The sequence below is a fragment of the Pantoea vagans genome, assembly GCF_004792415.1.
In the GTDB taxonomy this organism is placed as follows: domain Bacteria; phylum Pseudomonadota; class Gammaproteobacteria; order Enterobacterales; family Enterobacteriaceae; genus Pantoea; species Pantoea vagans.
Genome location: NZ_CP038853.1, coordinates 884467 through 896042 on the forward strand (window position 1 = coordinate 884467; position 11576 = coordinate 896042).

An 11576-nucleotide genomic window follows, 5' to 3' on the forward strand; every position below is an offset into this window, starting at 1 on the left:
CATGAACACTCTGGCCTCCCTTGCGGATGTGATTGCCGTGGTGCCCGCTGCCGGGATCGGCAGTCGCATGCAGGCAACCTGTCCGAAGCAGTATCTGACGATTGGTCAGCACACCCTTCTGGAACACAGCATTGCACGTCTGTTTTCCCATCCCGCCATCAGACAGGTGATTGTTGCCCTCAGCCCCGATGACGAGCACTTTGCTTCCCTGCCGCTGGCACGCGATCCGCGCGTGCTCAGGGTGACAGGCGGAGAGACCCGTGCCGAATCGGTGCTGGCCGGACTTCAGGCCGCTCAGGGCTCCGCCTGGGTGCTGGTGCATGACGCTGCGCGTCCCTGTCTGCATCCCGACGATCTCCAGCAACTGCTCAACGTGCGCGAACAGAGCCACGTAGGCGGAATTCTGGCCGCGCCCGTGCGCGACACGATGAAGCGGGGCGAGCCGGGCAAAGCGGCAGTGGCTCATACCGTAGAACGTGACGATCTCTGGCACGCCTTAACGCCGCAATTTTTCCCTCATGCGCTGCTCACCGCCTGCCTGACGCGGGCGCTGGCAGAAGGCGCGACCATCACCGATGAAGCGTCGGCGCTGGAGTATTGCGGCTACCATCCGCTATTAGTCAGCGGACGCAGTGATAACATCAAAGTCACCCGGCCAGAAGATCTGGCGCTGGCGGCTTTTTATCTGAGTCAGATTCAATTAAAGGAGAGCGCATGATGCGTATCGGTCACGGTTTTGACGTTCACGCCTTTGGCGGAGAAGGTCCGTTAGTGATTGGCGGTGTGCGGATCCCGTTTGAACACGGTTTTATCGCCCATTCCGATGGCGATGTGGCGCTGCATGCGCTGACTGACGCCCTGCTGGGCGCAGTAGCGATGGGCGATATCGGCAAGCTGTTTCCCGACACCGATCCGGCCTTTAAAGGGGCGGACAGCCGCGGCCTGCTGCGTGAGGCCTGGCGTCGTATCGAAGCCAAAGGCTATCGTATCGGTAATGTCGACGTTACGATTATTGCTCAGGCACCGAAAATGCTGCCGCATGTGCCACAGATGCGTATCAACATCGCAGAAGACTTAGGCTGCCACATGGATGCGGTCAACGTCAAAGCGACCACCACCGAGAAGCTCGGCTTTACCGGACGCGGCGAAGGCATCGCCTGTGAAGCGGTCGCGTTAGTCCTGAAAGCTGACAGCCAATGACGCTGAATTACCTGCACGGCACGCCCGTCGCTTCCGGCGTGATCAAAGCTAACCCGGAAGATTTCGTGGTGGTGGAAGACCTCGGCTATGGCGCGGATGGTGAAGGTGAGCACTTACTAGTGCGCATCCGCAAAGTCGGGGCCAATACCCGCTTTGTGGCGGAGGCGCTGGCTAAGTATCTTGGTATTCATCAGCGCGACATGAGCTATGCCGGGATGAAAGACCGCCATGCGGTCACGGAGCAGACTCTCTGTTTCCGTCTGCCAGGCAATGCGATGCCCGATCTGCGCGGTTTTTCGCTGGAAGGCGTCGACATTCTGCAGGTGGTGCGCCACAAGCGTAAGCTGCGCATCGGCGCACTGGCGGGAAATGCGTTCCGGCTGGTTATCCGCCAGATCAGCGACCGCGATGCGGTTGAAACGCGTCTGGTGCAGGTTCGTGATGCGGGCGCGCCCAACTATTTTGGTGAACAGCGCTTTGGCCGCGGCGGCAATAACCTGGTGATGGCGGAGAAGTGGGCGCGCAATGAGATTATTATTCGCGACCGCAACAAACGCAGCCTGATGCTTTCTGCTGCACGCAGTGCGCTGTTTAATCAGGTGACCAGCGCGCGTCTGCAACAGCAGGGCAGCCTGACGCAGGCGCTCAACGGCGATGCTTTGCAGCTGACTGGCCGTGGCAGCTGGTTTGTCGCCCAGCCAGATGAACTCGCAGAGTCACAGCGCCGGGTTGAACAGCATGAGCTGCGCATTACCGCGCCGCTGCCGGGATGCGGCGAGCCTGGCCCGCAGGCTGACGCACTGGCCTTTGAACAGCAGGCGCTGGCGGATGAGTCGCTGCTGCTGGGATTGATTGAACGTGAGAAGGTCGATGCTGCCCGCCGCGCTATGCTGGTGGTGCCGCGCGATATGCAGTGGAGCTGGTGGGATGACGTTACGCTGGAACTGTCGTTCTGGCTGCCTGCGGGTAGCTTTGCCACCAGCGTGGTCCGGGAGCTGCTGACTCAAACGGATTCGCCCGATCAGCCTGATGAGTAATCTTCGCTGCAACATGACCCGACATTGTGGGTAATGTTGCGGCAAACCCCCACCGTCGTGTGATTTACGCCTACCACTTCCTTGCGTGCCTCGCTAGAATGCAAAAATCGCTGTCCATTCATCACCTGTTGCCATGCCGTTCAAACAGGTTCAGTCACGGCGACCAGTCGAATAAAAAAAGGTCAGAACGAAATGCGGATATTGCTCAGCAACGATGACGGCATTCATGCGCCAGGCATTCAGACTCTGGCAAACGCTCTGCGGCAGATTGCTGACGTGCAGGTTGTTGCTCCCGATCGTAACCGAAGCGGTGCCTCTAACTCCTTAACGCTGGAAACACCTCTGCGTACTTTCACCCATGAAAACGGCGATATCGCCGTTCAGATGGGTACCCCGACCGATTGCGTCTATCTGGGGGTGAATGCGCTGATGCAGCCGCGTCCTGACATTGTCGTGTCAGGCATCAATGCCGGTCCCAATCTGGGTGACGATGTCATCTACTCCGGCACGGTGGCGGCGGCGATGGAAGGGCGGCATCTTGGTTTACCGGCGATAGCGGTTTCACTTAACGGTCATCAGCACTACGCCACCGCGGCAGCGGTGACCTGCGCGCTCCTCAGGGCGCTGACGCATGAACCGCTGCGCACCGGCCGCATTCTCAACATCAATGTCCCCGATTTGCCGCTGGCCGAACTCAAAGGCATCCGCGTGACGCGCTGTGGCAGTCGCCATCCGGCGGATCAGGTGATTGCGCAGCAGGATCCGCGTGGCAATACCCTCTACTGGATTGGCCCGCCGGGCGAAAAACTGGATGCGGGCCCGGATACGGACTTTGCCGCCGTGGATCAGGGTTACGTTTCTGTAACCGCACTGCATGTCGATTTAACGGCGCACAGTGCGCAGAACGTGCTTAGTGACTGGTTGGCTAAAGCTGAGGTGAACCTGGCATGGTGAATCGGCGTATTGAGACACTGCTGTCACAACTGCGTCAGCAGGGTATTGATGATGAAAACCTGCTGAAAGCCATCAGCGAGGTGCCGCGCGAACGGTTTATCGACGAGGCATTTGAGCATAAAGCCTGGGACAATGTGGCCTTGCCTATCGGCTCCGGTCAGACGATCTCACAGCCTTATATGGTCGCGCGGATGACCGCGTTGCTCGGGCTGAATCCGCATTCGCGTGTACTGGAGATTGGTACGGGTTCCGGGTATCAGACAGCGATTCTTGCCCATCTGGTAGACCATGTTTATTCAGTAGAACGCATCAAAGGGCTGCAATGGCAGGCCAAACGTCGTCTGAAACAGCTGGATCTGCATAATGTCTCAACCCGCCATGGCGATGGCTGGCAGGGCTGGCCTTCTCGCGGTCCGTTCGATGCCATCATTGTTACCGCCGCGCCACCGGAAATTCCGATTGCGCTGATAGCACAACTGGCAGAAGGCGGCATTATGGTGCTGCCGGTTGGCGAAGATCAGCAGGTACTGAAGCGCCTGCGTCGTCAGGGCGAAGAGGTCACGGAAGAGATCATTGAACCGGTGCGTTTTGTTCCGCTGGTACAGGGCGATCTCGCCTGACGCTCTTCGTATTTCTTCACAACTGTTTCATGGCACCACCTGGTTGATATTGTTACTATCCAGTTTATTCAACGAAAACACAGATTTTATCGCGCCGCGCAGAGCATTCTGCTGGCCGGTACAGTGAAACAGATAGATCAGCGTTGCCATCACGGGGGATTAATGAGCACGGGAAGCACACTTTTTCAGTTACGCCGTCTGGCGGCACTTTCACTGGTAGGATTCTGGCTGGCAGGCTGCAGCTCTGGCGACAACTCACAGGCACCGATCAGTCGCGTTGGCGATGATGGCGGCATGATGAACAGCCAGGCTGGCGCAGGCCCGGTTTCGGGTGGTGTGCCTGCTGCGCCGTCTCAGGGACAAATGTTAAGCAGAAATTCAGCATCTGTCCCCAGCAATGGCGGAATGGTTAGTACCAACAGTAATGTTGAGATGCAGAACGGCCGGATCGTGTACAACCGCAGTTACCAGAATATTCCTAAGGGTAGCTACTCCGGTGAAACGTATACCGTTAAGCGCGGAGACACCTTGTTTTACATTGCCTGGATTACCGGCAATGATTTCCGTGATTTAGCCCAGCGCAACAACGTTGCCGCGCCATACAGCCTGAATGTGGGTCAGACTTTACAGATTGGTAACGGGTCGGGTCAGCCGATTACCGGTGGCAATCCCATTACCGTTGCTGATGCAACGCAGGGCGGCGTTCCGGCGGCGCCACAAATTAAATCGCCTGCTGTTGCACAGCAACCTGTTATTACGTATTCTGATGATTCAGGTAATTCGGGTGGCAGCAAATTGTTGCCTTCGAAAGGAGCAAATGTTGCAACGACAACAGCTCCGGTGGTTACCGCACCCCCAACGGTTAGCAGTACTACCAACAGTTCAACGCCGGTCGGAAGCTGGCGCTGGCCGACTGACGGGAAGATTATCGATAACTTCTCTGCCGCCGAAGGTGGCAATAAAGGTATCGATATCGCCGGGACGCGCGGACAGTCTGTGGTTGCCACTGCTTCAGGACGAGTGGTTTACGCAGGTAACGCACTCCGGGGTTACGGTAATTTAATCATCATTAAACACAACGATGATTACCTGAGCGCCTACGCCCACAACGATACAATGCTGGTTCGGGAACAACAGGAAGTTAAGGCGGGGCAAAAGATCGCTACCATGGGTAGCACCGGAACCAGTTCAGTCAGATTACACTTTGAAATTCGTTACAAGGGGAAATCCGTAAACCCGTTGCGTTATTTACCGCAGCGATAATCCGGCAGAACAAACCCTTTTTATGTTCTGCCCTGGAATCACGGGTAGGAGCCGCTTATGAGCCAGAATACGCTGAAAGTAAACGAGTTACATGAGAACGCGGAATTCGATGAGAACGGAGCTGAAATTTTTGACGAGAAGGCCCTTGTTGAAAATGAAGCCAGTGATAGCGACGTAGCGGAAGAAGAGTTGCTATCACAGGGTGCGACGCAGCGTGTATTAGATGCGACGCAGCTCTATCTTGGGGAGATTGGCTATTCTCCGTTGTTAACGGCAGAGGAAGAAGTTTTCTTCGCTCGCCGTGCATTGCGGGGTGATATCCCTTCCCGTCGTCGCATGATCGAAAGTAACTTACGCCTGGTGGTGAAAATCGCCCGTCGTTACAGCAATCGTGGTTTAGCACTGCTGGACCTGATTGAAGAAGGTAACCTCGGCCTGATTCGCGCCGTAGAGAAATTTGACCCGGAGCGTGGGTTCCGTTTCTCAACGTACGCCACCTGGTGGATTCGTCAGACTATTGAACGGGCGATCATGAATCAAACCCGTACCATTCGTCTGCCGATTCACATTGTTAAAGAACTGAATGTTTATCTGCGTACCGCGCGTGAACTTTCCCACAAGCTCGACCATGAGCCAAGTGCGGAAGAGATCGCCGAGCAGCTTGATAAACCGGTTGATGACGTAAGCCGTATGTTACGTCTCAACGAACGCATTACCTCAGTTGATACGCCATTAGGCGGTGATTCTGAAAAAGCGCTGCTGGATATTCTGGCCGATGAGAAAGATAACGGCCCGGAAGACACCACGCAGGACGATGATATGAAACAAAGCATCGTCAAGTGGCTGTTCGAACTGAACGCCAAGCAGCGTGAAGTGCTGGCGCGTCGTTTCGGCCTGTTAGGCTATGAAGCGGCAACGCTTGAGGATGTGGGTCGTGAAATCGGCTTAACCCGTGAGCGTGTACGTCAGATTCAGGTTGAAGGTTTGCGCCGTCTGCGCGAAATCCTGCAGGCGCAGGGTCTCAACATTGAAGCACTGTTTCGTGAATAATCGTCTGTAAGATGGTCTGAGTTCGAATGCAAAAAGCGGTGGTGAAAACCACCGTTTTTTTTATGCCTGCAGAAAAGTGATTTACAGAGAAATGCCAGCGCCACACCGTGCGTTTACACGATGCGGCGTGCTATCACACCAGCGATTTAAGCCGATAAATCCATTCAAGTGCCTGACGCGGTGTCAGCGTATCCGGATCCAGCGCCTCAAGCGCCTCCACCGCTGGCGAGGTCTCTTCAACCAGCAGCGGCAGCTGAGAACCATCTACCGTTGATGATGCCGAGTGGTTTGAAACGGTCTCCAGCTCTTTCAGCTTATTGCGCGCCCGTTTGATCACCTCTTTAGGCACGCCGGCCAGCGCGGCGACGGCAAGACCATAACTCTTGCTCGCTGCACCTTCCTGAACGCTGTGCATAAAGGCAATGGTGTCGCCATGCTCAACCGCATCCAGATGGACGTTGACTACACCCTCCATTTTTTCCGGCAATGTTGTCAGCTCAAAGTAGTGAGTGGCAAACAGCGTCATTGCCTTGATGCGGTTCGCCAGGTTTTCAGCACAGGCCCAGGCCAGCGATAAACCGTCGTAGGTCGAGGTGCCGCGTCCAATCTCATCCATCAGCACCAGACTGTTTTCAGTGGCGTTGTGCAGGATGTTGGCGGTCTCGGTCATCTCAACCATAAAGGTCGAGCGCCCGGAGGCGAGATCGTCAGCCGCACCGACGCGGGTAAAGATGCGATCCAGCGGACCAATCAGCGTCTCATCAGCAGGAACAAAACTGCCAATCCATGCCATCAACGCAATCAGTGCCGCCTGTCGCATATAGGTACTTTTACCGCCCATATTGGGACCGGTAATAATCAGCATTCTGCGCTGTGGTGCCAGTGACAGCGGGTTAGCAATAAACGGCTCTTTCAGAACCTGCTCAACTACCGGATGGCGACCGCCGCTGATTTTAATGCCGGCTTTATCCTGCAGCACCGGACGGCAATAGTTCAGGGTCCAGGCGCGTTCGGCCAGGTTGCTCAATACGTCCAGTTCGGCCAGCGCGGCGGCACTCAGCTGCAGCGCTTCAAGGTGCGGCAGCAGCTGATCGAACAGCGCCTCATACAGGCTCTTCTCCAGCGACAGCGCTTTGCCCTTCGAGGTGAGGACTTTATCTTCGTACTCTTTCAGTTCCGGGATGATGTAGCGCTCAGCATTTTTCAGCGTCTGACGACGGACATAGTGCATCGGCACCTGATGGCTCTGTCCCCGGCTGACCTGGATGTAATAGCCATGCACACCGTTAAAGCCGACCTTCAGCGTATCCAGTCCCAGCTTCTCACGTTCACGGATCTCCAGCCGGTCCAAGTAGTCGGTTGCGCCATCGGCCAGCGCGCGCCACTCATCCAGCTCTGCATTGTAGCCGGGCGCGATCACGCCGCCGTCGCGAATCAGCACCGGCGGTGACTCAATCACCGCCTGCTCCAGCAGCTCGCGTAGTGCGGTGAACTCGCCCATCTGCGTACGCAGCTTTTGTAGCTGTGGCGCTTCGACATCGGCCAGCAGCTGGTTCAGTTCAGGCAGTTGCTGAAACGCATGACGCATGCGGGCCAGATCGCGCGGACGCGCGGTGCGCAGTGCCAGGCGCGCCAGGATTCGTTCCAGATCGCCAACCTGACGCAGCACCGGTTGCAGGACTTCGCTGAGATTCTGCAGCTCAGCAATCGACTCCTGACGCTGGTTAATGATGCGCACATCGCGCAGCGGCATATGCAGCCAGCGTTTAAGCATCCGGCTGCCCATTGGGGTGACGGTTTTATCCAGCACAGCCGCTAAGGTGTTGTCGGTGCCGCCTGCCAGGTTCTGGGTGATCTCCAGATTACGGCGGGTGGCGGCATCCATGATGATGCTGTCCTGCTGCCGCTCCATGCTCAGCGAGCGGATATGGGGCAGCGTGGTGCGCTGGGTATCTTTGACATATTGCAGCAGGCAGCCCGCCGCGCTCAGCCCCAGATTCGCATTCTCCACGCCGAAGCCATTGAGGTCGCGGGTGCCGAACTGCAGGTTCAGCTGCTGGCGCGCGGTGTCGATCTCAAACTCCCACAGCGGACGACGTCGCAGGCCACGACGCTGATCGATCAGCGACATCGCCTGAAAATCTTCGGGATAGAGCAGCTCGGCGGGGTTGGTGCGCTGCAGCTCTGCCGCCATGGTTTCAGCATCCGCCGGTTCGCTTAAGCGAAAACGGCCTGAGCTGATATCCAGCGTGGCGTAGCCAAAACCGCGCGGACTTTGCACAATCGCCGCCAGCAGATTGTCATGCCGCTCCTGCAACAGCGCCTCATCACTGATGGTGCCGGGTGTTACGATGCGCACCACTTTGCGCTCCACCGGGCCTTTGCTCAGCGCCGGATCGCCTATCTGCTCACAGATGGCAACCGATTCGCCCAGCTGCACCAGCTTAGCCAGATAGCCTTCAACCGCATGATAGGGCACACCCGCCATCGGGATCGGTTCGCCCGCGGACGCGCCGCGTTTGGTAAGTGAAATCTCCAGCAGCTGCGAGGCGCGTTTTGCGTCGTCATAAAACAGCTCGTAGAAGTCACCCATCCGGTAAAACAGCAGAATATCAGGATGCTCCGCTTTGAGGCGCAGGTACTGCTGCATCATGGGCGTATGGGAAGGAAAGTCCTTTTCGGTTGGCTCTTGCATAAGGTTTTAACTCATCTTTAATGCGGTAAATTTCTGGCGGTCAACGCCCATGAAACCGAAAGGGATTCCAGGCACGCAGGATAACCAGATGATAACGAATAGGGCAGGGCATATGCCAGCCTGATAATCGCCCTGATCCTGACCGGGTGTAACCTGACAGGCATCCTGGCAAATGTGGCGACGGCTGGCGACAGAAAAGTGGCGTTTTTCATGACGCTGGCGCGGTGCTGCGAGGCGGCTCGCGATTTCTGCGTCAGTTTACGGTGTGCGGGGCGGCGCCAGAGCGCACAGCAGAAGAAAAAAGCTCAGCGCAGCCCGTTCTGCAGCGCCCAGACGGCGGCTTCAAGCCGGGACTTGAGGTTCATTTTTTTCAGCAGATATTTGACGTGAACCTTAACCGTGCTTTCACTGATGTCCAGTTTGCGGGCAATGGCTTTATTGGTCATTCCATCGCTGATCAGTTGCAGGATGTCGCGTTCACGTCGGGTCAGCTGGCTGATATCGCGCGTCTGTGCAGGCTGCGAATCGCGCAACCGCGCAACCAGAATCGGGGTTAACGCTTCGCTCAGCACGATCTGTCCGGCGGCGGCCTGATGCAGTGCTTTCAGCAAGGCTTCCGGTTCCATATCTTTCAGCAGATAACCATCCGCGCCGCGCTTCAGTGCGCTGACCACATCCTCTTCATTATCGGAAACGCTGAACACCACCACGCGGCCAGAAAGGGCGATTTCGCGCAGCTGGGTCAGGGTATCCAGCCCGTTCAGACCCGGCATATTAAGATCCAGCAGGATCAGGTCGGGATCGTGCTGTTGTGCCAGCGCCAGACCATCAATGCCGTTACCCGCTTCGGCCACCACCTGCAGTCGTTCATCCAGCGCAATCAGCTGCTTCAGCCCGTTGCGCAGCATGGGGTGGTCATCGATTAATAAGAGCGTAAATTTCTCTGCCGTCACAATCTTTCCTGTTCTGTACGCCGGCCCTGTGCGGGCGAAGGTGTCTATCTTACCGGTGAAGCGGGGTCGCTATATACCCCCAAAGGACTACTCCTTTATTTCCATTCAGATGCCCTTTTGCTGAAGGGGTTCGCAGCATTAATTAAACCGCATGATTTATAAGGGTTATCTGCATTCAATTAACTACTTAACCGGGATGATCAGAGATTGCCACGCCTTTGTAACCTGCATTGCCGTTGATTTGTATCAAGCAAGCCGCCAGGCCGGATGCGCAGGATATGCACAATTATTATTCTGCTGATGAGAGATTTATGACCCAATCTGCCCCACTGCAAACCCCGACGCGCGGCGCATTAATCCAGGACTGGCAACCGGAAAACGAGGCGTTCTGGCAGGCGCGCGGCAAGCGTATCGCCAGCCGTAATCTGTGGATTTCTGTTTTTTGCCTGCTGCTGGGCTTCTGCGTCTGGATGCTGTTCAGCACCGTAGCGGTTAACCTGAATAAAGTCGGCTTTAACTTCACTACGGAGCAGCTCTTTTTGCTGACCGCGCTGCCGTCGGTCTCCGGCGCACTGCTGCGTGTGCCTTACTCTTTTGTTATTCCCATCTTTGGTGGCCGCCGCTGGACCGCCTTCAGCACCGGCATCCTGATTATTCCCTGCCTGTGGCTCGGCTTTGCGGTACAGGACAGCCAGACCTCATTCGCGACGTTTATGGTCATCTCCCTGCTGTGCGGATTTGGTGGCGCTAACTTCGCGTCAAGCATGGGCAACATCAGCTTCTTCTTCCCTAAAGCCCATCAGGGCGGCGCGCTGGGTATCAACGGTGGTCTCGGTAATCTTGGCGTCAGCGTGATGCAGTTTGTCGCGCCGCTGGCCATTTCCTGTGCCATTTTTGGCTTTGCCGATGTGGGTCATACCACCGCCACGGGCGACAGCCTCTGGCTGGAAAATGCGTCCTGGATCTGGGTACCGTTCCTGGCGGTCGGCACGCTGGCGGCCTGGTTCGGCATGAACGATCTCGCGGCGGCGAAATCCTCGCTGCGTGAGCAGTTGCCGGTGCTGAAACGTCCACACCTGTGGATCATGGCGCTGCTCTATCTGGCGACCTTCGGTTCCTTTATCGGATTTTCTGCCGGTTTCGCCATGCTGACGAAAACGCAGTTTCCGGATGTGGTGATCATGCATTACGCCTTTTTCGGCCCGCTAATTGGTGCGCTGGCCCGTTCAGCAGGCGGTATCGTTTCTGACCGCCTCGGCGGGACCCGCGTCACGCTGGTCAACTACATCCTGATGGCGCTGTTTGCCGCGCTGCTGTTCCTCACGCTGCCGGGAGACGGACATGATGGCTCGTTCATCGCCTTCTTCGCGGTGTTTATGGGCCTGTTCCTGACCGCCGGTCTGGGCAGTGGCTCCACCTACCAGATGATTGCGGTGATCTTCCGTAAGCTGACGCTGGAACGTATCAAAGCTGAAGGTGACGACGATGCGCATGCGCAGCGTGAAGCGGCGACAGAAACCTCGGCTGCGCTGGGCTTTATCTCCGCCATTGGCGCACTGGGCGGCTTCTTTATTCCACAGACCTTTGGGCTGTCGCTCGCCATGACCGGTTCACCCGCTGGCGCGATGAAAATCTTCCTGGTCTTTTATCTCTGCTGCATCGCCGTGACCTGGCTGGTTTACGGACGAAAAGCCCGCGCCTGATAACGACAAAGCCGGTGTGGCGCACCGGCACCATTTTACTTTCTGTGTCGCGACAGATGCAGAGTCAGCAATGTCATACAAAGCCTTCAGGAGTATTCCGG

At 56.7% G+C, this 11576-nt stretch carries 10 protein-coding genes; 8 read left to right on the forward strand and 2 right to left on the reverse strand.

The features are described 5' to 3' along the window. Window position 1 precedes the first annotated feature (1 nt). The 7 genes from ispD (at window position 2) to rpoS (ending at window position 6124) form a co-directional block, all read left to right on the forward strand. The gene (gene ispD, locus EGO56_RS04280) at window positions 2–718 is read left to right on the forward strand and encodes a 2-C-methyl-D-erythritol 4-phosphate cytidylyltransferase (RefSeq protein WP_098052518.1); all 717 of its coding nucleotides are present in this window, start codon (window positions 2–4) and stop codon (window positions 716–718) included. Then, window positions 718–1200 carry a 2-C-methyl-D-erythritol 2,4-cyclodiphosphate synthase gene (gene ispF / locus EGO56_RS04285; RefSeq protein ID WP_008927107.1) on the forward strand — a complete coding sequence of 161 codons (483 nt, stop codon included), beginning with the start codon at window positions 718–720 and terminating at the stop codon, window positions 1198–1200. Before ispD ends, ispF begins: the two co-directional genes overlap by 1 nt. Further along, a complete protein-coding gene (gene truD / locus EGO56_RS04290) occupies window positions 1197–2237 on the forward strand; it encodes a tRNA pseudouridine(13) synthase TruD (RefSeq protein WP_135907784.1) in 1041 nt (346 codons plus the stop codon). Before ispF ends, truD begins: the two co-directional genes overlap by 4 nt. Window positions 2238–2429: 192 nt before the next feature. Further along, on the forward strand, window positions 2430–3191 hold the full coding sequence (surE, locus tag EGO56_RS04295; protein ID WP_135907785.1) for a 5'/3'-nucleotidase SurE: 762 nt from the start codon (window positions 2430–2432) through the stop codon (window positions 3189–3191). Next, window positions 3185–3811 carry a protein-L-isoaspartate(D-aspartate) O-methyltransferase gene (locus EGO56_RS04300; protein WP_013358862.1) on the forward strand — a complete coding sequence of 209 codons (627 nt, stop codon included), beginning with the start codon at window positions 3185–3187 and terminating at the stop codon, window positions 3809–3811. Before surE ends, EGO56_RS04300 begins: the two co-directional genes overlap by 7 nt. Before the next feature lie 162 nt (window positions 3812–3973). Further along, on the forward strand, window positions 3974–5074 hold the full coding sequence (gene nlpD, locus EGO56_RS04305; RefSeq protein ID WP_135907786.1) for a murein hydrolase activator NlpD: 1101 nt from the start codon (window positions 3974–3976) through the stop codon (window positions 5072–5074). A gap of 57 nt (window positions 5075–5131) precedes the next feature. After that, complete coding sequence (gene rpoS / locus EGO56_RS04310; RefSeq protein WP_009086923.1) at window positions 5132–6124, forward strand: RNA polymerase sigma factor RpoS; 993 nt, start codon at window positions 5132–5134, stop codon at window positions 6122–6124. 133 nt (window positions 6125–6257) lie between these two features. Here rpoS and mutS read toward each other — a convergent pair whose 3' ends face one another. Both mutS and narL read right to left on the reverse strand, forming a co-directional pair. Beyond that, window positions 6258–8819 carry a DNA mismatch repair protein MutS gene (gene mutS, locus EGO56_RS04315; RefSeq protein ID WP_135907787.1) on the reverse strand — a complete coding sequence of 854 codons (2562 nt, stop codon included), beginning with the start codon at window positions 8817–8819 and terminating at the stop codon, window positions 6258–6260. 305 nt (window positions 8820–9124) lie between these two features. Further along, entirely contained in the window at window positions 9125–9727 is a 603-nt protein-coding gene (gene narL / locus EGO56_RS04320) for a two-component system response regulator NarL (protein WP_238349016.1), read from the reverse strand. Between the two features lie 356 nt (window positions 9728–10083). On the opposite strand from narL, the gene EGO56_RS04325 reads away from it, so the two are divergent. Continuing rightward, entirely contained in the window at window positions 10084–11475 is a 1392-nt protein-coding gene (locus EGO56_RS04325; protein ID WP_135907789.1) for a NarK family nitrate/nitrite MFS transporter, read from the forward strand. The last annotated feature ends 101 nt before the right edge of the window (window positions 11476–11576 follow it).

Excerpts from the sequence above, each read along its gene's own strand:
- narL (WP_238349016.1), bottom strand. The coding sequence starts at position 9,727 with ATGCTGCGCAACGGGCTGAAGCAGCTGATTGCGCTGGATGAACGACTG.
- EGO56_RS04300 (WP_013358862.1), top strand. The coding sequence starts at position 3,185 with ATGGTGAATCGGCGTATTGAGACACTGCTGTCACAACTGCGTCAGCAG.
- surE (WP_135907785.1), top strand. The coding sequence starts at position 2,430 with ATGCGGATATTGCTCAGCAACGATGACGGCATTCATGCGCCAGGCATT.
- mutS (WP_135907787.1), bottom strand. The coding sequence starts at position 8,819 with ATGCAAGAGCCAACCGAAAAGGACTTTCCTTCCCATACGCCCATGATG.
- nlpD (WP_135907786.1), top strand. The coding sequence starts at position 3,974 with ATGAGCACGGGAAGCACACTTTTTCAGTTACGCCGTCTGGCGGCACTT.
- truD (WP_135907784.1), top strand. The coding sequence starts at position 1,197 with ATGACGCTGAATTACCTGCACGGCACGCCCGTCGCTTCCGGCGTGATC.
- ispF (WP_008927107.1), top strand. The coding sequence starts at position 718 with ATGCGTATCGGTCACGGTTTTGACGTTCACGCCTTTGGCGGAGAAGGT.
- rpoS (WP_009086923.1), top strand. The coding sequence starts at position 5,132 with ATGAGCCAGAATACGCTGAAAGTAAACGAGTTACATGAGAACGCGGAA.
- ispD (WP_098052518.1), top strand. The coding sequence starts at position 2 with ATGAACACTCTGGCCTCCCTTGCGGATGTGATTGCCGTGGTGCCCGCT.
- EGO56_RS04325 (WP_135907789.1), top strand. The coding sequence starts at position 10,084 with ATGACCCAATCTGCCCCACTGCAAACCCCGACGCGCGGCGCATTAATC.